The organism is Bacteroidales bacterium (assembly GCA_012519055.1).
Lineage (GTDB): Bacteria > Bacteroidota > Bacteroidia > Bacteroidales > Salinivirgaceae > JAAYQU01.
Window position 1 is genome coordinate 55052 of the sequence record JAAYQU010000023.1, and the last position, 25291, is coordinate 80342.

Annotated in this window: 19 protein-coding genes; 14 read left to right on the forward strand and 5 right to left on the reverse strand. The window is 37.0% G+C overall.

Annotated features, from left to right (window positions below):
• Nucleotides 1–205: 205 nt before the first annotated feature.
• The 12 genes from GX311_04690 to GX311_04745 all read left to right on the forward strand — a co-directional run bounded on the left by GX311_04690 (nt 206) and on the right by GX311_04745 (nt 15104).
• Nucleotides 206–466, forward strand: coding sequence for a type B 50S ribosomal protein L31 (locus GX311_04690; GenBank protein NLK15675.1), 261 nt, complete (start codon nt 206–208; stop codon nt 464–466).
• Between the two features lie 148 nt (nt 467–614).
• Nucleotides 615–1793 (forward strand): glucose-1-phosphate thymidylyltransferase, encoded by a 1179-nt coding sequence (locus GX311_04695; protein ID NLK15676.1) that lies wholly within the window; start codon nt 615–617, stop codon nt 1791–1793.
• Nucleotides 1794–2020: 227 nt separating this feature from the next.
• Nucleotides 2021–4423 carry an endopeptidase La gene (gene lon / locus GX311_04700; GenBank protein ID NLK15677.1) on the forward strand — a complete coding sequence of 801 codons (2403 nt, stop codon included), beginning with the start codon at nt 2021–2023 and terminating at the stop codon, nt 4421–4423.
• A 322-nt stretch (nt 4424–4745) separates the two neighbouring features.
• Nucleotides 4746–5024 carry a co-chaperone GroES gene (locus GX311_04705; GenBank protein NLK15678.1) on the forward strand — a complete coding sequence of 93 codons (279 nt, stop codon included), beginning with the start codon at nt 4746–4748 and terminating at the stop codon, nt 5022–5024.
• Nucleotides 5025–5064: 40 nt separating this feature from the next.
• Nucleotides 5065–6702: a chaperonin GroEL gene (groL, locus tag GX311_04710; protein NLK15679.1), complete on the forward strand. Its 1638-nt coding sequence runs from the start codon at nt 5065–5067 to the stop codon at nt 6700–6702.
• 163 nt (nt 6703–6865) lie between these two features.
• Nucleotides 6866–8113: a sigma-54-dependent Fis family transcriptional regulator gene (locus GX311_04715; protein ID NLK15680.1), complete on the forward strand. Its 1248-nt coding sequence runs from the start codon at nt 6866–6868 to the stop codon at nt 8111–8113.
• Complete coding sequence (locus GX311_04720; protein NLK15681.1) at nt 8100–8624, forward strand: LptE family protein; 525 nt, start codon at nt 8100–8102, stop codon at nt 8622–8624. Before GX311_04715 ends, GX311_04720 begins: the two co-directional genes overlap by 14 nt.
• Nucleotides 8625–8657: 33 nt before the next feature.
• Nucleotides 8658–9470: a hypothetical protein gene (locus tag GX311_04725; GenBank protein ID NLK15682.1), complete on the forward strand. Its 813-nt coding sequence runs from the start codon at nt 8658–8660 to the stop codon at nt 9468–9470.
• Nucleotides 9471–9482: 12 nt separating this feature from the next.
• Nucleotides 9483–9821: a preprotein translocase subunit SecG gene (secG, locus tag GX311_04730; GenBank protein ID NLK15683.1), complete on the forward strand. Its 339-nt coding sequence runs from the start codon at nt 9483–9485 to the stop codon at nt 9819–9821.
• A gap of 266 nt (nt 9822–10087) precedes the next feature.
• Nucleotides 10088–11932 (forward strand): type IIA DNA topoisomerase subunit B, encoded by a 1845-nt coding sequence (locus GX311_04735; GenBank protein ID NLK15684.1) that lies wholly within the window; start codon nt 10088–10090, stop codon nt 11930–11932.
• A gap of 35 nt (nt 11933–11967) precedes the next feature.
• Complete coding sequence (locus GX311_04740; GenBank protein NLK15685.1) at nt 11968–14580, forward strand: DNA gyrase/topoisomerase IV subunit A; 2613 nt, start codon at nt 11968–11970, stop codon at nt 14578–14580.
• Nucleotides 14580–15104, forward strand: coding sequence for a shikimate kinase (locus GX311_04745; protein ID NLK15686.1), 525 nt, complete (start codon nt 14580–14582; stop codon nt 15102–15104). The genes GX311_04740 and GX311_04745 overlap by 1 nt, the downstream gene beginning before the upstream one ends.
• 12 nt (nt 15105–15116) lie before the next feature.
• On the opposite strand, the gene GX311_04750 is transcribed toward GX311_04745, so the two are convergent.
• The 3 genes from GX311_04750 to dnaE form a co-directional block, all read right to left on the reverse strand.
• Complete coding sequence (locus GX311_04750) at nt 15117–15749, reverse strand: T9SS type A sorting domain-containing protein (GenBank protein ID NLK15687.1); 633 nt, start codon at nt 15747–15749, stop codon at nt 15117–15119.
• Nucleotides 15750–16192: 443 nt separating this feature from the next.
• Nucleotides 16193–16510 carry a thioredoxin gene (gene trxA / locus GX311_04755; protein NLK15688.1) on the reverse strand — a complete coding sequence of 106 codons (318 nt, stop codon included), beginning with the start codon at nt 16508–16510 and terminating at the stop codon, nt 16193–16195.
• Nucleotides 16511–16585: 75 nt separating this feature from the next.
• Complete coding sequence (gene dnaE / locus GX311_04760) at nt 16586–20104, reverse strand: DNA polymerase III subunit alpha (GenBank protein ID NLK15689.1); 3519 nt, start codon at nt 20102–20104, stop codon at nt 16586–16588.
• 378 nt (nt 20105–20482) lie between these two features.
• Here dnaE and GX311_04765 point away from each other — a divergent pair, with 378 nt between their 5' ends.
• Nucleotides 20483–22588, forward strand: a complete 2106-nt coding sequence (locus GX311_04765) for a M3 family metallopeptidase (protein ID NLK15690.1) — start codon at nt 20483–20485, stop codon at nt 22586–22588.
• A gap of 51 nt (nt 22589–22639) precedes the next feature.
• On the opposite strand, the gene GX311_04770 is transcribed toward GX311_04765, so the two are convergent.
• Nucleotides 22640–23395, reverse strand: coding sequence for a response regulator transcription factor (locus GX311_04770; protein NLK15691.1), 756 nt, complete (start codon nt 23393–23395; stop codon nt 22640–22642).
• A 14-nt stretch (nt 23396–23409) separates the two neighbouring features.
• A complete protein-coding gene (locus GX311_04775) occupies nt 23410–24456 on the reverse strand; it encodes a histidine kinase (protein NLK15692.1) in 1047 nt (348 codons plus the stop codon).
• A gap of 277 nt (nt 24457–24733) precedes the next feature.
• Here GX311_04775 and GX311_04780 point away from each other — a divergent pair, with 277 nt between their 5' ends.
• The gene (locus GX311_04780) at nt 24734–25105 is read left to right on the forward strand and encodes a hypothetical protein (GenBank protein NLK15693.1); all 372 of its coding nucleotides are present in this window, start codon (nt 24734–24736) and stop codon (nt 25103–25105) included.
• The last annotated feature ends 186 nt before the right edge of the window (nt 25106–25291 follow it).

Genomic DNA, 25291 nt, shown 5'->3' on the forward strand with positions numbered 1-25291 from the left:
AATCGAAAAAGCAATACAACAGTAATGTGTTGAGAATATATTTGATACTAAGTTAGTTAACAATAAATGTTAGCTTGAGGTAATTAATTATTGAGGTAGATTTAATAAAAATTAAAAAAATTACAAATGTTGTGCTCATAGAATAAATAAAATTATTATCTTTGCAACCCGAATATAAAAGATTAATTGTAAATATCATATAAAAATGAAAAAAGGTATTCATCCCGAAAATTATCGCTTAGTTGCGTTCCGCGATATGTCAAATGACACTGTCTTTATTACTAGATCAACGGCTAGCTCGAAAGAGACAATTGAAATTGACGGAGAGACTTATCCTCTTATCAAATTAGAGATTTCAAACACGTCACATCCGTTCTTTACTGGTAAAATGAAACTTGTTGACACCGCTGGACGCGTTGATAAATTCCGAAGCCGTTACGCTAAGCATCTCGAAACAAAAAAATAGAGTAATAAGTTTCTTATATATTTATAGCTCTGTCATAACGGCAGAGCTTTTTTTATATGTATACTTACAATATTTACGTATTAGCCACAAAATATCCTTAACTTTGCATAAACGAACAGATGATACTAACCCTACAACAAATTTGACAATGAAAACATTTTGCCTACACGACGCACCAAACAGAGACAATTTATTGCCCTTGACATTTACACGAGGCATTGGAGACATAAGAGTTGGTATTATTACCATTATCGAAAAGTGGGAACATTTCCTTTCACGAAAAGGTTATCAAATTGTTCCCGAATATCTGCAAAAAAAGTATCCCACAGCACTAGACGGCGAAACCATAGTAATACGTTCAGGTGTTTTGCCAGATAAAAACTTGGTTAACGCAATAAATAAATTAAATCAAAACCAAGCCTTGTTTCATAAGGGCAAATGGATTGCAGTGGCAACACAATCTAAGAATATTCAGTATAGTAGTTTTGACACTGAAGCATTCGAGAAATTTGAATATGAGAACAATATTCGCGAAATAGAATACCCTTGGAACATATTCAAACTGAACGACATAGAACTAAAGTCAGATTTCGACATCGTTACAGAGGGTGCTACTTCTGCTCCTATTTCTGAAACAAACAGAGTAATAGGTAACGGTCGCATTTTTATACACCCAACAGCCACTGTAGAAGCATCGATATTAAACACGAATGACGGAGATATTTACATTGGACCAAAAGCTGAGATCATGGAGGGTTGTATGGTACGTGCTCCGTTCGCTTTGTGTAAGGAATCAACACTAAAAATGGGTGCAAAAGTCTATGGTGCCACAACCATAGGTCCTAATTGTAAGGTTGGTGGAGAGCTAAACAATGTGGTTATATTCGGATACAGCAACAAAGCCCACGACGGTTTTTTAGGCAACGCAGTAATCGGAGAGTGGTGCAATTTGGGAGCAGACACAAACAACTCGAACTTAAAAAACAATTATGCCGAGGTAAAAGTGTGGAACTATCCCCAACAAAGATTTATAAGAACAGGACTACAGTTTTGCGGTCTGATTATGGGAGACCACTCTAAATGCGGTATCAATACAATGTTTAACACAGGAACAGTTGTAGGAGTTTCTGCAAATATTTTTGGTTCGGGATTTCCGCGCTCTTTTATCCCGTCTTATAGTTGGGGCGGTGCTCTTGGTTTTAAAAATTACGATATCAATCAAGCACTCGATACAGCACGGCTTGTTCTTGAACGTAGAGGCTTGATATTAAATGAAATAGATGAAGATATCTTGAGACATATTTATCAGTTATCACAAGAACAATAGGAAGCGTAGTAATACAAACAAAACAGCAAGGTATTTCAGAAGTGTCCAAATGCAAGGCACTGAGATTGAGGACGAAGGAGCGTACCTGAAGTACGTGACTGAGTCCGAATATCGAAAGTAACGCAGCAGTTGGATACTTATAAAGCACCTTGAAACATGACATTTTAACAGGTTTCTAATCTTTAGTTTACTTTTTGCTATACATTAAAGCCGAAAACTTATTTACTATGACATTTGACGATATTCACAACGAAGAAGATATGACGTTCCAGCTCGATTCGCCCGGAGCGTACCCAATTATTAATGATGATCAATCAACTTTGGAATATGATGAATCAGTTCCAATGCCCATAATGCCATTGCGTAATGCTGTCCTGTTTCCGGGGGTTATTATTCCCATTATAGTAGGACGCGCAAAAAGCCGCAGATTAGTTGATACTGTTAATGCAGGAAACCGCATTTTATGTGCTGTTATGCAAAAAAACGTTAACACAGAAAATCCCGGTTTCGAAGATTTGCATAAATATGGAACTGTTGGAGTTATCCTCAAAATGTTTGAGATGCCCGACAACTCGGTAACTGTAGTACTACAGGGGAAACATCGCGTGGAAATAAATTCAATTGTAGCAACAGAACCATACCTAACAGGGCATGTAACAAAAGCTGAAGAGAAAACCCCCTCGCAACGTGAATTTGAGGCTTTGGCAGGCTCAGTCAAGGATTATGCTCTAAAATTAGTCAAAGAATCTGATAATTTTCAAAATGAGCTAAGGTTTGCTCTACGCAATATAGAAGACAAACGATATCTGATAAATTTTGTCGCATCGAGCAGCAATCTTAAGCCAGACGACAAACAGAATTTATTAAATGCACAAAACTACAAAGAGCGAGCTTTAAATCTGTTAGAACTGCTAAACAAGGAGTTACAACTAACGCAGCTAAAAAACGACATTCAGGGGAAAGTCAGAACAGATCTCAACAAACAACAACGAGAATATTTTCTTAATCAACAGATAAAAACTCTGCAAGACGAGCTTGGAGGCGATCCCGTTCAAAATGAGATTGAACAGATGAACGAACGGGTAAAAACAAAAAAATGGTCAAAAGAAGTTGGGGCAACATTCGAAAAAGAGCTTGCAAAGCTACGGAGAATGAATCCCATGGCTCCTGACTATTCTGTTCAGTTGAATTATCTGAATACGTTGCTCGAACTGCCTTGGAATGAATATACCAAAGATAACTTTGACCTGAGCAGAGCGCAAAAAACATTAGACAAAGACCACTACGGACTCGAAAAGGTTAAAGAGCGGATAATGGAACACTTAGCAGTGTTGAAACTTAAAAACGATATGAAATCGCCAATTATTTGCCTCTATGGTCCTCCGGGGGTTGGCAAAACATCGTTGGGCAAATCCATTGCAACAGCACTTGGACGTAAATATGTAAGAATGTCACTCGGCGGACTCCACGACGAGTCGGAGATACGCGGTCACAGAAAAACGTACATTGGCGCAATGCCCGGACGAATAATCCAAAATATCAAAAAAGCTGGGTCGAGCAATCCTGTGTTTGTTTTAGATGAAATCGACAAATTAAACAAAAACATACACGGCGACCCCGAATCAGCCCTGTTGGAAGTGCTTGATCCTGAGCAAAATTCAGCTTTCCATGATAACTTCTTAGAGATAGATTACGATTTATCAAAAGTGATGTTTATCGCCACGGCAAACACTATCAACAACATCCATCCTGCACTGTTAGACAGAATGGAGCTGATTGAAGTGAGTGGATATCTCCCCGAAGAAAAAGTGGAAATAGCACAACGTCACTTAATTCCAAAACAACTTAAAAACCATGGGTTAAAACCCAAAGAGCTTAAATTCTCGAACAGAATAATTATGCAAATTATCGAATCCTATACACGTGAATCTGGTGTAAGGATGTTAGATAAGACTCTGTCGCAAGTTGTGCGTAAGGTTGCTCTGAAAATTGCTACTTCCGAGGAGTATAATGTCAGCGTAAAGAAAGCCGATATACCTAAATACTTAGGACAACCAAGGTATGTGCCCGAAAAATACACATATCACGATATGCCTGGAATAGTCACAGGTTTGGCGTGGACTGCCGCAGGAGGCGAGATTTTATTTATCGAAACCGCTGTTAGCAAAGGCAAAGGAAACCTTACCATGACTGGAAACCTCGGCGATGTGATGAAAGAGAGTGCCGTTCTTGCTTTAGAATATCTGAAATCACACTCCTACCTGCTTAATCTTGAAGACGATACCATAGACCAATGGAACGTACATATTCATATTCCAGAAGGCGCTATACCAAAAGATGGACCTTCGGCAGGGATAACAATGGTTACATCAATAGCCTCTGCACTGACAAAACAAAAAGTGAAATCGAATATTGCGATGACAGGTGAGATAACCCTACGCGGAAAGGTACTTCCGGTCGGAGGAATAAAAGAAAAAATCTTAGCTGCACGCAGAGCAGGTATTGTCGAGATAATTTTGTCGGAAGAGAATAAAAAAGATCTGTTCGAGATAAAAGATGTCTATCTCGATGGCTTAAAGTTTCACTTTGTAAAGACAATTGAGGAAGTTTTGAAATTATCCCTTGTCTAAAGCAATTAACAATATTATGGGTAACGTTTTCAACGTAGAGACGGAGCATGCTCCGTCTCTACACCCCCAAATACCCACCACTCATTAAATTTCCCAACAATTTATTTATCAATCACCCATTATCAATTGTTAATTGCATTTACCTTTCTCCTTATCCCTTGTACCTCTTCTATAAGTAGATTAGTCAGTCTCCCAAAACCCAATTCCTGCTAAATTGTCAGTCAAACAGTGCAAAATTGTCGATTTTCCGTATTGGCACAAATTGTGAAATAATCCCAATCGTAGATTAAAAATTAATGTTTAACTTAAAATATTTAAAACAATGGCAGAAATAAAAGGAAAAGTTTTGGCAGGGAAAGTACTTGTTAAACCAATGGAAGCCGAAGAAAAAACAGCAAGTGGGATATATATTCCCGACAGCGCAAAAGAGAAACCACAACAAGGAACAATAATGTTGGTTGGCGCAGCTAAAAAAGACGAACAGGTTGAAGTAAAAGTCGGAGACACTGTTCTTTACGGCAAATATTCAGGTACTGAAATAACTATCAATAACGACAAGTATTTATTGATGAACCAAAGCGACATACTGTTTATCATGTAATTATTGAGTAGTAACCAAAAAATTAAAAATCTAAAAAATTATGGCAAAACAAATAAAATTTAATCAAGATGCACGTTCATCAATTAAAGTAGGTGTTGATGAGTTGGCGAATGCAGTAAAAATAACACTTGGACCAAAAGGTCGCAACGTAGTTATCGAAAAGAAATTTGGCGCACCTCAAATCACAAAAGATGGTGTAACTGTTGCAAAAGAGATTGAACTAAAAGATCCTTTAGCAAATATCGGAGCACAAATGATTAAAGAGGTTGCTTCAAAAACCGCCGATGACGCAGGTGACGGAACAACTACAGCAACAATACTTGCACAAGCAATGATTCATGAAGGCTTGAAAAACGTTACCGCAGGCGCAAATCCAATGGAGTTGAAACGTGGTATTGACAAAGCTGTGAAGATAGTTGTTGACAAAATAAAATCGATGTCACAAGAAGTTGGTGAAGATATAGAAAAAATTGAACAAGTTGCACGTATCTCAGCAAACAACGATGTTGCAATAGGTAAATTAATTGCCGAAGCAATGCAAAAAGTTAAAAAAGAGGGTGTTATAACAGTTGAAGAGGCAAAAGGAATCGATACGACTGTTGAAGTTGTTGAGGGAATGCAATTCGACCGTGGATATATATCTCCGTATTTCATAACCAACTCCGATAAAATGGAAGCTAATTTGGATAATCCTTTAATCTTGATTTATGACAAGAAAATCAGCACTATGAAGGATTTACTTCCAATTTTAGAGCCTGTTGCACAACAAGGAAAACCTCTTTTGATTATTGCAGAAGATATTGATGGCGAAGCTCTTGCTACATTAGTAGTTAACCGTATTCGTGGTGCGCTTAAAGTTGCTGCTGTTAAAGCTCCTGGATTTGGAGACCGCCGCAAAGAGATGTTAGAAGATATTGCTATCCTTACAGGTGGCGTTGTAATCAGCGACGAAAAGGGTATGAAATTGGAAAACACAACCCTCGACATGTTAGGTAAAGCAGAAAAAATTACTGTTGATAAAGAGAATACAACAATTGTCAACGGAGCAGGAGCAAAAGAGCAAATTCAAGCAAGAGTTGCACAAATTCGCAAACAAATTGAAACAACAACATCAGACTATGATCGCGAAAAACTACAAGAGCGTTTGGCTAAATTAGCAGGCGGCGTTGCTGTTCTTTACATCGGTGCAGCTAGTGAGGTAGAGATGAAAGAAGCAAAAGACCGCGTTGACGATGCTCTACACGCAACACGCGCAGCTGTTGAAGAGGGAATTATCCCCGGCGGTGGTACAGCATATATCAGAGCAATAAAAGAGCTTGAAGGCGTTGTTGGCGATACGACTGACGAAACCACAGGTATTTCAATTGTTCGCCGTGCAATCGAAGAGCCTCTACGTCAAATAGTTGCCAATGCAGGAGAAGAGGGAGCAGTAATCGTACAAAGAGTTAAAGAGGGTAAAGACGATTTCGGATACAACGCTCGTACAAACGAATACCAAAGCCTGTTTAAAGCTGGTGTTATTGACCCAACTAAAGTAGCACGCGTTGCACTTATTAACTCTGCATCAATAGCAGGAATGTTCTTAACAACAGAATGTGTAATTGCTGAAGAGGTTGAAGACAAACCGGCTATGCCTCCAATGGGCGGCGGAATGGGTGGCGGAATGGACATGATGTAATCCCAGTTCATTATTAAACTTAAATATATCTCAAAAGGGTTGCTCGAAAAAATAACGGGCAACCTTTTTTATCCTAACACACGACCTGATACCTAATAAACCAAATTATTATTTTTGAGTTTTAATATAAAACATGTAATTTTGTCAGTAATAAAATCATTTTATGAGTCGAGAATTATTAAGTGTTAAACAAAGGTTTGGAATTGTTGGAAACAGTCCCGGAATTGACCGTGCTATAAAAACCGCATTGCAAGTAGCACCTACCGAAATGTCTGTCCTGATTGTGGGAGAAAGTGGCACAGGAAAAGAGTTTTTTCCAAAAATAATACATCAACACAGTATCCGAAAACATAAACAATATATTGCTGTCAACTGTGGCGCAATACCCGAAGGCACAATCGATTCCGAACTATTTGGACATGAGAAAGGAGCATTTACCGGAGCAATTGATGCGCGAAAAGGATATTTTGAAGTAGCGGACGGAGGAACTATTTTCCTTGATGAAGTTGGAGAACTTCCGGCACAAACCCAAGTAAGACTTCTACGAATTTTAGAAACTGGCGAATATATACGTGTAGGCTCTTCTAAAGTACAAAAAACAGATACACGTATTGTTGCTGCCACAAACGTAAACCTTGAAAAAGCCGTTCAACAGGGAAAGTTCCGCGAAGACCTCTATTACAGACTTAATACTGTACCCATAAGGCTTCCGGCACTGCGGGAAAGGAAGGAAGATATTTTTGCCCTGTTTACATTCTTTGCAAGTGAAACTGCTGATAAATATAAATTTGATCCCATAAGATTGACCCCCGAAGCACTTCATATGATTGAAAACTATCGTTGGCCAGGAAATATCAGACAGTTAAAAAACGTTGTGGAGCAAATGTCAATTATTGAAAAAGAGAGACTACTAACTCCAGAAAAAATAGCTAATTATCTCCCTGAGATAAACACCACAACCCTACCAACCTTAAGTACACAAGGGCGAGAACCCGAATCACATACCGAACGTGAAATATTGTTTAAAATCTTGTTCGATATGCGAAAAGAGGTTCACGATCTTAGACAAATGGTTTACTCAATGCTAGACGGCAAAGAGCCTGTCACAAAGCCAACATATGAGCCACAAGCTGAAATTTTTGATACTCAAATAAGCAAATTGCCTGTTAAACCTATTGAAACACCAATTTTTCAACCAACTCCCCAACCCGAGTCAATTATTCCAAAAGATTCGATAATTGAGGACACTTTAGAGGTTGAAGAAGAGTCACTTTCATTAATTGATAAAGAGAAAGAGTTGATACAAAAAGCTCTAAACAGGCATAACGGTAAACGAAAACTTGCCGCTGAAGAGTTAGGAATATCAGAAAGAACACTCTATAGAAAAATCAAAGAGTATGATATCAAATAAACGTTTCGTTACTCCAATAGTTACTGTTTTGTGCGCTGTCTTGTTTTCTACGTGTACAGTAAACTACTCATTTACAGGAGCGTCAATACCTATAGAGGCAAAAACATTTTATATAAAACCATTTTCAAATATGGCTCCGACTGTAAATCCACAATTGGCGCCACTATTGAGCGAAAAGCTTAATGACCAAATAATGTCGGCAACCTCATTAATTAGTGCAAGAGTTGATGGCGACATGCAATTTGAAGGCACCATTGTTGGATACAGCATCTCTCCTGTTGCATTGCAGGGAGGAGAAGTTACTGTAGCAGCTAAAAACAGGCTTACAATTACGATAAAGGTAAAATTTCAAAACCGATACGAGCCAAAGAATGATTTTGAAACCAATTTTTCACAATATGAAGATTTCGATTCTGGTGTAGATTTGATATCAGTTGAGCAGACGTTAACAGAGCAGATTGTCGAAAAGTTAGTAACAGACATATTTAACAAGGCATTTGTTAATTGGTAATTTGTTATCACAAGTATTAGGAGTAAAACACAGATGCAAGCAGACCAATTTTTCAGTATTTTACAAAATCCTAACAATATCGAAAACGAATTTGTTTCAGAACTCGATACTGTTTTGGCTGAATACCCTTGGTTTCAGGCAGCACATCTGCTAATGGCTAAAACGTTGCATATACGCCACGATATCAGATTTAAAAACAGGCTTCATCTCGCAGCCACACATCTGCCCGACAGAGAAAAGCTTTACGAAACCCTGCACTCTGTGGTAAGCTTATTAAATCAAAAACAACCACAATCAAAAACAAGCCCTTTACACCCAACTGAAGCAGGGACAGTTAAAATAGAAACTACTATTGTTGACAATTCCATTGAAGCACGGCTAAAAATTGCTGAGATCGAAGCATTTATAAAAGAGAATGATATGCTCTATTTCGATTTTGAAATATCACACTCTTTTAAACCCGATACAACTAAGATTAAAAGTTTTGATCCAATTGCAGAGCTCGAAAAATTGCCACCTAAAAAGATAAAAACAACCGATAAAGACGAAAACCGTTCACAAAAAGAGCAGCAATTATCTTTGATAGATAAGTTTATAAATGAACAGCCGAAAATAACTCCAAAACCAGTATCTGAACAGACTCCGCAAATAGACATAAGTAAAGATTCAGTAACAGAAAAACACGAATTTTTAACCGAAGCTTTAGCCAACATTTACATAAAACAGAAATTATTTGACAAAGCAATTGCAATTTATTCAAAATTAAGTTTGAAATATCCCGAAAAAAGTAGTTACTTTGCAACCCAGATTGAAAAAATAAAACAATCAATTAATAAAAACCAATAAAAGCATACTATTATGTACATTTTCGTAACCATACTTATTTTTATAGTTTGTATCCTGCTTATTCTTATCGTGCTAGTACAGAACTCAAAAGGAGGTGGTTTAGCAGCAAACTTTACAGGCAACACTCAAACTATGGGCGTTCGCAAAACAGCCGATTTTCTTGAAAAGGCAACATGGACATTAGCAGGAATTTTCTTTGTTCTTTGTGTTCTGTCTGTTGCTTCAATTCCAAAAACAGAGACAGAGTACAAATCAGCAATAGAAGATAAAGTACAAAATATTCAAACAACTAACCCAACGACACAGCCTACACTACCTGTGCCAACAGAAAACAAGGAGAACCCAAATTAGTTAATTGAATATAATCAAGCATATAGCTGCCCAAAAGGCAGCTTTTTTTGTCAAAAAATTAAGAAATAAAAACAAGCTTTTCTAATTTTCTCTTCACAATTAACTGAATTTTAGCTCACTAATTTTCATTTATACATTTTTAATTGTTCATTGAAAGTCGCTAATTGGTCATTGCAATTGTGAATTTCTTGTTGAAAACTCATTTTCCAGAAACCTTCAATTATCGCTATCTTTGCACGGTACAATAATTTTCCTTATATTATAATATGACTGTCCCACAATACTCCGAAGATAGCATTAAAACACTCGAATGGAACGAACATATCCGAAAACGTCCCGGTATGTATATCGGAAAGCTCGGTGACGGAACATCATACGACGACGGCATATACGTACTTATCAAAGAGGTCATTGACAACTCTATTGACGAATTTATGATGGGCTATGGCAAAACTATCGAAGTAGATATTAACGAAAACAGCGTTCGTGTTCGTGATTATGGACGTGGGATCCCCATCGGGAAACTTGTTGAAGTCTCCTCTAAGATGAACACAGGTGCAAAATACGATAGCTCAGTTTTTCAAAAGTCGGTTGGATTAAACGGAGTTGGTATTAAAGCGGTAAACGCGCTTTCAACACAATTTGAACTTACATCGTTCCGCGAAGGAGAAAAACGACATATTACCTATAGCGCGGGAGAGTTAACTTCTGATAGCGACATACAAGCCAGTAAAGATAAAAACGGCACCGAAGTTTTGTTTGTTGCCGACGACTCCCTCTTTAAAAACTATAGTTATAACTACGAGCACGTTGAAGCGTTACTACGAAACTACGCCTATTTAAATACAGGGCTTACTTTGATATTCAACGGTACAAAAATCCAATCAAAAAACGGATTAGCCGATTTACTAGAAGAAAACATTAGCGAGGAAAAAATTTATCCAATTATACACTTTAAAGGTAAAGATATAGAGCTTGCTTTAACCCACGTTCGTCAATATGGTGAATATTATCACACCTTTGTAAATGGTCAAAACACCGTTCAGGGAGGAACTCATCTTTTGGCTCTGCGCGAAGGGTTAGTAAAAACCGTACGCGAGTTTTACAATAAAGATTATGATGCTTCCGACATTCGTCAAGGTATTGCAGTTGCTTTAGCTATTCGTGTACAAGAGCCTATGTTTGAATCACAAACAAAAACCAAACTTGGTTCAAAAGATATTGGTCCTGACGGTCCTTCGGTAAGAAACTTTGTTATAGATTTTGTAAAAGAAAATCTCGACAACTATTTGCATAAAAACCCTGAAGTTGCAGAAGAGTTGCAACAAAAAATACTTGGAGCCGAGCGCGAGCGAAAGGCAATGCAATCGATACGAAAGATAGCGCGTGAGAGAGCAAAAAAAACAAGCCTGAACAACCGCAAGCTACGCGATTGCCGTATCCACTACGGAGATAAAGACCCCCTTAACGAAAAAACATCAATTTTTATTACCGAGGGAGACTCGGCAAGTGGTTCTATTACAAAATCACGTGATGTTAACACTCAAGCAGTATTCAGCCTAAGGGGAAAACCGCTAAATACCTATGGTTTAACCAAAAAGATTGTTTACGAAAACGAAGAGTTTAACCTTTTGCAATCGGCACTTAACATAGAGGAATCAATAGACGACCTAAGATATAATAAGGTTATTATTGCCACTGACGCCGATGTCGATGGAATGCATATACGCTTGCTACTTATAACTTTCTTCTTACAATTTTTCCCCGATTTGATTCGGAATGGACACCTTTATATTCTGCAAACTCCCCTGTTCAGAGTTAGGAACAAACAGAAAACCATATATTGTTATAACGACGAAGAGCGTCAACGTGCAATTGCGGAATTGAAGGGAAAGCCCGAAATAACTCGCTTTAAAGGCCTTGGTGAGATATCACCAGACGAGTTCCGTTCTTTTATTGATGATAATATCAAGCTTGAACCAGTGACCATTAAGAAGGGCGATAAAATATCAGAACTACTATCATTTTACATGGGGAAAAATACGCCCGACAGACAAGATTTTATTGTCGAAAACCTTCGGATTGAGGAGGATCTTCCCGAAGCAATATAATTTTTACAGCTAATTTTTAATCAAAAACATTAAGAATGTACGACGAAACCACTCCATATCTTGAAGAGTCCGACTCAGATAACCCCAACAAACCTGCTGAATCGGTCGAACAGGATAAAACAACCAAACTTACCGGTATGTATCAAAACTGGTTTTTGGATTACGCGTCGTATGTTATATTAGAAAGAGCTGTTCCCTACTTAAACGATGGTTTAAAACCCGTACAAAGGCGTATTTTACACGCCATGCGCCGTATGGAAGATGGCAGATACAACAAGGTTGCCAATATTATCGGGTCAACAATGCAGTTCCACCCACACGGCGATGCCTCAATCGGTGACGCTTTGGTAACATTAGGTCAAAAAGAGCTGTTAATTGATACGCAAGGAAACTGGGGAAATATATTGACCGGTGACAGCGCAGCAGCACCTCGATACATCGAAGCCCGACTGAGCAAATTTGCACTCGACGTAGTTTTTAATCCCAAAACTACCGAGTGGAAACTCTCCTATGATGGTCGAAATGAAGAGCCTATAACGCTTCCCGTTAAATTCCCATTGTTACTAGAACAAGGCGTTGAAGGAATTGCAGTTGGTTTGGCATCGAAAATATTGCCACATAACTTTAACGAACTGATAGATGCTAGTATAAAATATCTTAAAAATCAACCCTTTGAGCTATATCCCGATTTTTCGACAGGAGGTTTAATTGACGTATCAAAATACAACGATGGTTTAAGAGGTGGAACAGTTAAAGTAAGAGCAAAAATTGTAAAAGAGGACAACAGAACATTAAAAATTACTGAAATACCGTTTGGTACCACCTCTGGCTCAATCATTGACTCAATTGTAAAAGCAAACGATAGTGGCAAAATCCGTATTAGAAAGGTTGACGACAATACAGCCGACAAAATAGAAATTTTGGTACATCTTGCATCCGGAACCTCGCCTGACCAAACAATTGATGCATTATACGCCTTTACCACATGCGAAAGCAGCATATCTCCAAACTCGTGTGTTATATTCGACAACAAACCCCATTTTCTGCCTGTAAGCAAGATACTTAAATACTCCGCCGACAGAACTCTAAACCTGCTGAAATCCGAATTAGAGATACGGTTAGCTGAACTAAACGAGGATTGGCACCTGTCTTCGTTGGAAAAAATATTCTTTGAAGAGCGCATTTATAGACTTTTAGAAAAAGATACTGACACCTGGGAACAGGTAATCGAGGCTATCGACAGAGGTTTTGACCCATTCCGCGACAGACTTAAACGTGAAATCACACAAGATGATTTACTAAAACTAACCGAAAAACCCGTTAGAAAAATATCAAAATTTGATATAAAAAAGGCTGACGAACATATAAAAGATGTTGAGGTGGAAATCGACGAGGTGGAAAACAATTTGGTTCATATTGTTCCCTACACAATCCGCTGGTTTGAACAGATTGCTAAAAAATATGGCAAGGGTCGCGAGCGTAAAACCGAAATACGTAACTTTGAAACCATTGAAGCTACAGAGGTTGTTGCAAACAACGAAAAACTATACTGTAATTACAAAGAGGGCTTTATTGGAACAGGGTTGAAGAAAGACGAATACGTCTGCGACTGCTCTGATATTGATGACATTATCGCATTCTGCGCCGACGGCACATACAAAGTTGTTAAAGTCGATTCAAAGGTATTTATTGGAAAAGATATTATTCACGTTGATGTTTGGCGTAGGAACGACAGCCGAACAACATACAATGCCATTTACCGCGATGGAATGGGCGGAACATACTACGTTAAACGCTTTAACGTACGTAGTGTTAGCAGAAATACAGAGTATGATGTAACGATGGGCAAAAAAGGCTCTAAAATATTGTATTTCACTGCAAATCCCAATGGAGAAGCCGAGGTGGTTAAGATATTTCTAAAACCGAAATTAAAACTTAAAAAGCTGTCGTTCGAATTCGATTTTAGTTCTCTTAGCATAAAAGGACGACAAGCAAGGGGAAATATTTTATCAAAAAACGAGATACATAAAATACAACTTCAAGAAAAAGGTATATCAACATTAGGCGGACTTAAAACCTGGTTCGACCCTGCTGTAATGCGCCTTAACAACGATGGCAACGGAAATTATCTCGGAGAATTTAAGGGCGAAGACCGAATTATTGTTTTTTACAAAAACGGAAAATATATAACTACAAGCTTCGAACTCACAAATCGCTACGAGGACAATATCTGTTTGATTGAGAAATTCTCGCCGGAAAAAATCTACTCATGCGTGTTTTACGATGCCGAGCTATCACTCTTTTATTTAAAACGTTTCTCTGCCGAACCTATAAACAAACCATCCTCTATTGTTGGGGAGCATGAGGATTCATATATTGTGATTATCAGCAACCACCCACAAGCCGTGTTCAATATTGAGTTTGGCGGTAGCAACAAAAATCGTCCGGATGAACAGGTAGTTGCAGAAGAGTTCATTGCAGTTAAGAGCGACAAAGCCAAAGGAAAGCGACTTTCAAACTACAAGATTGCCAAAATTACCGAAATTTCTGCACCTCTTCCGGAAATAGAAGATAAAACTGATGACAACACTGAAAATGGAGAAGACCCTGACAGTAACGAGCCTATTCAATTAACTCTTGATTTATAATGTCGAGGGTTTATTTGATAGGATTTATGGGTGCAGGTAAAACTTCCGTGGGTAAACGACTTGCCCGCAAAATGCGATGGTCGTTTGTCGATACCGATAATATCATAGAAAAGGAGTTAGGAATAACTGTTCAGGAAGTGTTTGACCAACTTGGCGAAGAGTGGTTTCGTGAATATGAACAAAAAGTTATTATCAAAACAACATCGTTTCAGAATACGGTTATTTCAACAGGAGGTGGAACACCATGTTTTTACAACAACATGGATATAATCATTAATAATGGTCTATGTATATATCTCCGAATGCCACCAAAAGAGATTGTTTCACGGATATCACAATCGCAAAAAAAACGCCCTCTTGTTGATAATCTTAGGGGAATAGAATTAGAAAAGTATGTTGAAAAAATATTAGCAAAACGTGAAGCGGTCTATTCAAAAGCACACATCATCGCAGATGCGCTAAATCCTAACCTCATACTATCTCTTGAACAACAGATAAAAAGATACTTTGGAACTATAAAATAGACAACAATAGTTCTACTCGAAAATTATCTTTCCTGTCAAAACCGCACCATTTTTCCAGATAAGCTTGTAGAAATAGGCTCCTTTTGAAATATTACTTCTTTCAAATTCAAAAGTATCTGTAACTTTTTCTCTTGAATAAACTTTCTGCCCTATAATATTGTATATTTCAAATGTAGCATTACCTTTTTCTTTTTCTGTCAACATAACAGTTACTTTTGTCGTGGCTGGGTTTGGATAAACTAAAACTGATGGTTTCCGGACTTTGTTTGCAATACCCACATTAGATGTTTGACATACAGTTGTATCAACATCAGTCCCTTCAACGATAACCCTGTAGCAAAGTAAAGTACACCCCTCAATACTAAAATCAAAAGGATAGTAACACAAGCAATTAGCATAGTCACACTCTTGCACTTTTTTGATTTTTATTACGTTTTCGGTAATAGTATATACAAGATAGTTTTGACCACAACAGTTCTCATAGGTTCTTCCTTCTGCAAAAAACGTATTATTTCCCAAGTGAAAATTATATACTTCATTATAGAAAGATCTATCACAACCAGAAGTGTAATAGACTGTATCCGTTTGTCCAAAGGCAAACATACCTATGAACATAAATAGTGCTAATGTAAAAGTTGCTTTCATACGCTTGAATGTTATTTGATTTTAAAAAAGTTATATGAAACTCAAATCATTATGTCGTGTCCGTTTCATAACATTCGGTCTGTACAAATCTACATCAAAACAACCACAAATGCAACATATTGTAAATAATAATTTTATGGTATACAAAATTATTATACCAATGTTACAGATACATAGTTTAAAAGAGCGATAGCGAAATTTTGACTATTATAGCCATTCAATCGGTATTATCTGTCATTTATATCAACCAACAAAGAAAGAGGCTGTCTCAAAAGTCTCATTTTACAAAAAAGCAGTAAGGTGGCTCAGAAGTGTCCAAATGCAAGGCACTGAGATTAAGGGCGAAGGAGCGTACATGAAGTACGTGACTGAGCCCGAATATCGAAGTAACGCAGCAGTTGGGCGCTTATGAGACACCGCCTATAATTATTTATTTTTTTTCTCTATAAAAGAGATGTAAGTTTTTCTGTTAAAACAGCCTTAGAAACGGCTCCTACTTGTTTATCAACAACCTCGCCGTTTTTGAAAAACAGAATGGTAGGGATATTTCTAATTCCGTATTTAACTGCAATTGAGGGAGCTGCGTCAACATCAACTTTACCCAAAACTGCTTTGCCTGTAAATTCAGTATGCATCTCTTCAATAATTGGAGAAATCATGCGACATGGTCCACACCACTCTGCCCAAAAATCTACTAATACTGGTTTATCAGATTTCAATACTTCGTTTTCGAAGTTGCTTTCAGTTAATTCAAGTGCCATAGTTTTAACGTTTAAACTTTATATAATTATTTATTTTTTCGTTCTGATATTTGTCACAATAACTTTGCCATAATATTAATTTATTGAAAGTTCAATATCGTAGTTTTTTACAAATTTCAGAAAATTATTATTAAAAATAATTTTTTCTCTTTTTGGATATAATTCAGTAAATAGGTTGTCATCCTTATCTTCTACGACAATAGTGACAGTTACATTACCCTTTGTTTTATCAATAATCTTCGCAAAATCTTCAATAAAATCATCGGTTATTTCTGTCAGGGGTACTTTCATTCTAACACGTTTTATATATTTTTCGCGTATCTCTGACAGCATTATTATCTCTTTTACAAAAAATTCAGGTCTGACATCGTCACCTTTTTTCCACCTGGGAATCTCAACTCTGCCCTTTACTAAAACAAAAAAGTCTTTTCGCAACAAAGGACTAAAATTTTTATAATTGTCCCGGAATAGGGCAAATTCATACGTTCCTGTGTAGTCTTCAATTTCATACCTGCCATACGGTTCGTTATTTTTGGTTGCTTTAACTTGCTCAGAGGTAACAATGCCGGCAATTGCCACATCTGAATTTACAAAGTTTTCAATATTTTGAAGATCCGCAGTTTCACAAGTTGTGAAGTGTTCTATTTCAAACTTATAATCGTCTAATGGGTGCGCCGATAAATATATCCCAATAGCATCACGTTCGAGCTTTAAGGTGTGGGATTTTGTCCACTCCGGAATTTCAGGCAGTTTGGGCTTAGGTATTTCCATCTCCTTGATATCGCCAAAAAGTGTAGGCTGTTTATTGTTTTTTTCGTTTCTAACGGCAGTCCCATATCTCGTCAAAATATCAATAAAACTGTTTTCTGTATTATCAGAAAAGTATGCGCTGCGAGATATTCCAAAAGAGTCGAACGCTCCTCCGGCAGCCAAGGCTTCAATATTTTTCTTGTTAACAATGTGGAAATCAACTCGTTCGGCAAAATCATAAATATCTTTAAATGGTCCATCTTCCTCACGTAACTGCACAAAATGTTCAACCACGTTTTCTCCAACCCCTTTTATTGCAGCTAATCCAAAACGAACGTTATTATCTTCATCAACGGTAAATTTTTTAACACTTATATTGATATCGGGTCCAAAAACTTCAATTCCCATTCTTCGGGCTTCGTCCATAATGGTTGTGATTTTGCTGATATCGTTGAGGTTCGAGCTTAACACAGCTGCCATAAAATGCGATGGATAGTGCGCTTTTAAATATGCTGTCTGATAAGCAATGTAAGCATAGCAAACAGAGTGCGACTTGTTAAATGCATAATGTGCAAACGTTTCCCAATCGTGCCATATTTTTTCAATTAATTTTTCCGCCTCTGAGTTGTTTTGCTTACATCCTTCGATAAACTTCTCATTTGCTAAACACCCCTCAATAAAGTTATCTTTGAGTCTGCTCATTGTGGCGATATCTTTCTTGCCCATTGCTTTACGAAGGTTGTCGGATTGACTTCGTGTAAAGTTTGCCAACTTTCGCGACAAAAGCATTACCTGTTCCTGATATACAGTAATCCCATAAGTGGACTGCAAGTGTGATTCCATAAGCGGATGGTCATAAACGATTTTTTCCCTACCATGCTTTCGGTTTATAAAAGATGGTATGTAAGCCATTGGTCCCGGTCTATAAAGAGCATTCATAGCAACCAAATCTTCGAAAACAGTTGGTTTCAGCTGCTTTAAGTACTTTTTCATTCCCGCAGACTCGAATTGAAACAGAGCTGTTGTTTCGCCACGACCGAACAGATCAAAGGTTTTTTTATCATCTAATGGAATTGAGTCAATATCAATAACTTTACCTGTGGTAGCTTCAATATATTCAAGGCACTCTTTTATTATCGACAATGTTTTTAATCCTAGAAAGTCCATTTTCAGCATTCCCACAGACTCTACATACGAACCGTCGTATTGGGTTATCAGGAGATTGGCTCTTGAATCTTTGCAAATTGGGAGATAGTTTTCCAAATCATCTTTGCCGATTATAATACCGCAAGCATGTGTTCCTGTTTGTCTGATTGTGCCTTCTAGGTCTTGTGCAATCGAAATAAGTTTTTTCTTACCCTCATCGTCCCCTTTCATTATGTTACTCAAATCGGGACTCTCTTGAATGGCTTTTTCGATAGAATCGACCCTATCTGGGATAAATCCAGCTATTTGATTTACAGAAGGCAAACTAAAATCCAGGTTTCTTCCCACATCTCTAATAGCCATTTTGGCAGCCATTGTACCAAATGTTATAATGTGTGCAACTCTGTTATAGCCGTATTTTTCAACCACATAGTTTAGAACTTTTTCACGACCCTCGTCGTCAAAATCGATATCAATATCGGGCATTGAAATTCTGTCGGGATTCAAAAATCTTTCAAACAGCAGGTCATATTTCAATGGGTCGATATTCGTAATTTTACAGGCATACGCCACAGCCGAACCTGCCGCTGAACCGCGCCCGGGACCTACGATTACCCCCATTTCGTGTGCTTTTTTGATAAAATCGGCAACAATAAGAAAATATCCGGGATAGCCCATTTTCTTAATGGTGTCAAGTTCAAAATTTAACCTCTCTTCAATTTCTGGCGACAAAGGGTTCCCCCAACGCTCGAAAGCCCCTTCGAATGTAATATGCCGCAAGTAATCGTTTGAGTCTGAAAATCCTTCGGGTAGAGGAAAATCGGGCATTATCGGTTCTGAATTTAATTCAAAATGCTCTATTTTATTTACAATTTCACGTGTATTTTCAATAGCTTGCGGATAGTCGGCAAAAAGTTCAAGCATCTCTTCCGTACTTTTCAAATACTCGTGACGCGTATATCGCATTCTTGTGGGATCATCATACTTCTTGGCAGTCATAATACAAAGCAGGTGGTCATGCGATTCGGCGTCATCTGCTTCAATAAAGTGGACATCGTTAGTGGCAATGACTTTTATATTGTGCTTTTCTGCAAGTCTCTTAATAGCCTCGTTTACAATTTTTTGCCTTTCGTAAACATCTTGTCTGATAGCCGGATCTTCAGCCGGATGTAGCATAATTTCTAAATAAAAGTCATCTCCAAACAGGTTTTTATACCACTCTATTGACTCATCAACAGCCGATTCGTTGCCTTGCAAAATCAATTGAGGTATTTCGCCACCCAAACAAGCTGACGAAGCAATAAGTCCTTCGTGATACTGCTCCAACAGCTCCCTATCAATACGGGGTCGATAGTAAAATCCTTCGGTAAAGGCACGCGAAGAGAGTTTAAGTAAATTTTTGTAACCTGTTTCATTTTTTGCCAATAGAACAAGATGGTATCCGCTTGAATCGTGCTTCCCCTCCTTGTCGTGACGTGTGCGCCGTGCCACATAGGTTTCCATACCTATTATTGGCTTAATTTCGTTTTTAATAGCTGTGTCATAAAACTCCTTAATACCGTACATTGCACCGTGATCGGTCAAGGCAATACTGTCCATGCCTAGAGCTTTGGCTTTAAGTATCAGTTTCTTAATTTGCGAAGCTCCATCTAAAACAGAGTAGTGCGAGTGTACATGCAGATGTGTAAACGAAGTCATAACTTGGAATAATGTTTTAATGTTTTACGTGACAATCTTTTAATGTGATTATAGAGTACTAATACGTTTTATAAAATTAATGGATTTTATAATTGTGTTTGTTAAGTTTAGATTGTCATGTTCGTTTCTTCAAAATTAAAACTTTTAAGGCTTAAAAGAGAATTTATTTATTAACATTTCATGTTGATAACTTATATAAGTCGCTCAATTAATTTAGAACAACAGCTTTAAATAAAATTGATTTTTTAAAAAACTCATACTTCATATTTAATTTACTCAATACGCTGTTTTTAGATATAACCAACAAATTTTGATTAATTTTGTATAATATTTGTTATCACAATTAATTCTTTTAATTCGTTCAAAATATTTACTACAATGAAATTCAAAACATTTATGATTAACATATCATTATTGACAGCTATGGCTGCTTGCACAAATCAAACCACAAACGACAACCCCCTTTTAAACGATTTTAGTGGAATTCACGAAACTCCCCCATTTAGCAAAATAAAGGTCGAACATTATGTCCCGGCTGTTAAAGCTGCTATCGCAGAGGCAAAAAAGGAGATTGATGCCATAACCAACAACAAAGAGACTCCAACATTTGAGAACACTGTACTCGCTTTGGAAGAGTCTGGTCAACTTTTAAGAAGGGTGTTAGGTATTTTCTATAATCTGAATGAAGCTGAGACATCGCCTGAAATGCAGGCAGCTGCAAGAGAAATATCACCCTTAGTAACTGAACATAGCAACGATATCAGCCTAAACGAAAACCTATTTAAACGGATAAAAGAAGTTTATGATAATCGTGATAAATTATCGCTAAATGACGAGCAAATAATGCTCTTAACAAAGAGATACGAAGGATTTGTTAAGAATGGTGCTAACTTGGCTCCTGAACTGCGTGAGCGTTTTCGCGAGATAAATAAAGAGTTGTCACAACTATCACTACAATACAATGAAAACGATTTGGCGGAAACCAATGATTTTATCCTTCATATTACCGACAGCAATCAACTTTCCGGTTTGCCCGAAAGCGTTATTGAAGCAGCTGCGTTTGAGGCCAAAGAGCGAAAAATGGAGGGATGGGTATTTTCCTTACACCTACCCAGTTATTATCCGTTTATACAGTATGCTGACAATCGCCAATTACGTGAACAAATGTACAAGGCTTATGCTTCACGATGTAACCATAATAATGAACACGACAATAAAAAAATTGTCGAAGATATTGTAAACAAACGGCTTGAACGTTCAAAGATGCTTGGCTATAACTCTTACGCCGACTATGTTTTAGAAGACCGAATGGCAGAAAGTGCCACAAATGTCAACAGTTTTCTCAACGAAATATTCGAAGCCAGTCATCCTATTGCTAAAAAAGAGAAAGTGGAAATGGAAATATTTGCCCGTTCATTAGGGTTTGAAGGCGAATTACAACGTTGGGACTGGTTGTATTACGCAGAAAAAATGAAAATGCATCTGCACAATATCAACGACGAAATGACAAAGCCATATTTTGAACTGTCAAAAACTCAGCAGGGCATTTTCGATTTGGCTAATAAACTATATGGTTTAAATTTTAAATACAATCCCGAAATTGAAGTTTATCACCCCGATGTTAAAGCTTACGAAGTAACCGATAGCGACAACCGTTTTATGGCAGTGCTTTACTTAGACTTTCATCCACGTCCATCAAAAGGCAGTGGTGCCTGGATGACATCGTTTAGAAAACAGTTTGTACGTAATGGAAAAGATATAAGACCTTTGATTTCATTAGTATGTAATTTTACTAAACCAACAGATTCAAATCCCTCATTATTAACGTTTAGTGAAGTCGAGACTTTCTTGCACGAGTTCGGACATGCTTTGCATGGAATGTTATCGGACGTAACTTATGAAAGTTTATCGGGAACTTCGGTTTATCGCGATTTTGTTGAATTGCCGTCGCAAATAATGGAAAACTGGGCTATTGAAAAAGAGTGGCTCGATTTATTTGCCACACACAACAAAACAGGTGAAAAAATTCCGACCGAACTGATTGAAAAACTAATTTCAGCCGATAATTTTCTGACAGGATATTACAACGACAGGCAGTTAAGTTTTGCCTCTCTTGATATGGCTTGGCATTCGCTAACAAATCCGTTAAACGAAGATGTTGAAAGTTTTAACAATAAGGCAATGAGCAAGTTTGAACTGTTCCCCGATGTCGAGGGTGCTTGTATGAGTACTACTTTTGGACATCTGTTCTCTGGAGGCTATGCAGCAGGATATTACGGGTATAAGTGGGCTGAAGTTTTAGATGCTGACGCTTATTCGCTGTTCAAACAAAACGGTATTTTCGATAAAGAGACTGCTAGGCGTTTTCGCGACAATATCCTTTCAAAAGGAGGAAGTGAACACCCAATGCAACTCTACGTAAAATTTAAGGGGGAAGAACCGTCTATTGAGGCTTTTTTAAAGCGTAGCGGACTGAGCAATTAGCAATGAACAATTAACAATGTGTTGTAGAGATGGAGCATGCTCCGTCTTTACTTATTTTCCAATCCATTTTTTAAAGGCACTGTTTTTAAGGCGGCTAACGGTTACTGTTTCGTCAAAAGGGGGATTGAGTTTCAGAACAAGTTTTCCTCCAAAATAGTCCTCAAAACTTACTATCGAGTCGATATTTGCCAACATGTTTCTTCCCGTACGGAAAAAAACATTGCTATCTAACTCTTTTTCTAATGACTCAAGGGTCATATCAACCCGATATTCAGACCTGTCTTTCATTCTTGCAAATGTAAGTTTGCTCTGGCTATAGAAGTAGGCAACTGAACTTACATCTATCTTAAAATAGTTTCTGGCTCCATGTATTAAAATTCGTGTACGATATTTTTTCTCTCTGTTTGCAATAATATCGTAAAGCTCTTTGTAATTTGGGGTTTTGCTTATTAAAGCTATATTTCTCTCAAACTTCTCGATAGATTTCAACAGCTCCTCCTCTTTTATTGGCTTAAGCAGGTAATCTATACTATTTACTTTAAATGCTTGAATTGCATAATTGTCATACGCAGTGGTAAAAATTACAGGTGTTGTTACATCAATCTTTTCAAAAATCGAAAAGCATACACCGTCGGCCAATTGAATGTCCATAAAAATAATATCAGCACTGTTAGATTGCAGCCACTCAATACTGTCGGCGACACTCTCAAGCAACTCAACTATTGTCCATTGCGGTCTAAGCGAATTAATCATACCTTGCAAAAGCCGCTGATTATGTTTTTCGTCTTCAATTATTAGCACATGCATGGTTATACTATATTTTAATTTTGTTCAATTAACGGTAACGATACTGTAAAATACTCATCATCGGAAACGATCTTGGGCTTTTCTTCTGTTAACATTTCGAAACGTAGAACAAGGTTTGTCAACCCTTTACCCGTCGAGTCACTTGTCTCTTTTAGCAAAATATTGTTTCTCACTGTAATTTCATCACTAGTGGATGTAACTTCAATCATCAAAGGATTTTTTTGAGTGGCAGCATTATGTTTTATTGCATTCTCGACAAGAAGCTGAAGAGATAGTGGCGGCAAATGTTTATCTAACGATTCTGGATCAATATCAAATACAACTTCCAACTTATCGCCAAGTCGCTCTTTATGGACAGCCAAATATGCTTTAATAAACTCTAACTCATCTGTCAGGGCTATAGTCGTTTTTTGCGCACTTTGAAGCACATAACGATATACATCGGTGAAGTTCTGCGTAAAAGTTACTGCCGACTTAGGATCATATATTATCATAGATTTCAGCACACTTAAGTTATTAAATAAAAAGTGTGGATTTAATTGATCTTGCAACGAATTGTAATCGCTTTTAAGTTTTGCCTCTTTTAGTCGGTCGATCTCTTTTTGCGAAAAAATCCATTTTTCTGTAATTCTAATAGTTATGGAAACCATGACAAGAAAAAAGACAAAAATTAGTCCCAATACCACCATAAGCCACACAATTCTTTGCTTAAAAATATCTTCAAAAACACTAAAATTATCGAAATATAGTAATGCAAAAAATCCGATTGCAAAGCTCAAGCAAAAATGTATAAATACTCTTATTTTGATTTTTGATGGGATAGGGAAAAAACGTTCTGATAAATTATCAAATAAAACATTAGCTTCGGTTAAAACAACAAATACTGCAATAGCCTGAGCGTAAACATATGACGGTACATTAACATCTATTTCAGTCGTAACGTTTTCTGCAAGAAACAGAAAGAACGCTCCTACAAAAGAAACCAATAAAACACGAATTAACGTGGTTTTAAAAGTATAGGTTGATAACCGACTTATAAAATGTAACTCGTTATTTTTCATTTTAATATACAAGTGTTATTTAAAATAATATACAAATTTATTTCTTATTTAATAATTTTTGAACAGTTACGACCGTTAAGCAAATTAAAATAGAAAAAGTATATTTATCAACAACATAATGCCGAAATGATTGTTTTTGACATTGAGTTGAAATATAAACCATTAAATATAATTGAATAAATTCTTTATTTATTTATTTTTCAATAACTTTGACACAGTAAACATAAACAACATTTATAATGTTTCATGTAAAATAATAGTTTAAAAAACAATAGAGATGAAGAAAAACATATTTTTATCATTACTTTCAAGTGCTTTGATTCTGCTGCTTCTGTACGGCTGTAGCAAAGAAAATAAGTTTACAGTAAGAACTAAAAGAGCAACCAGTATTACCTCCAACTCAGCCATAACAGGCGGCGAATTTGCTAATACAAAAGTAAGCCCTCCTACAGAGTTTGGAGTATGCTGGGCAACTCATTCCACCCCAACAATTAAAGATAATAAAATTGCAGGCTTAGGAGAGTACACAGATTTTTTCTGTCTGATGACAGAATTAACACCTGCTACTACATATTACGTAAGGGCATACGCTATTAACGATGTAGGGATGGTTTACGCTCCCGCAATCAGTTTTACAACTAAGAAATAGTTTGTTAACAACATTTCTTATCGAATAGTTTTCCAAATATTGCTTTATCGGATAGCAATATTTTTTAACTTCTAAGGTACAGCTGAAATAGTTTGTGATATATGCTTGAGCACAGAAAGCCAACTGTTTTATAATAAAACAGTTGGCTTTCTGTGTCTCTAGATATAAAAAAGAAAAAGTATAAAA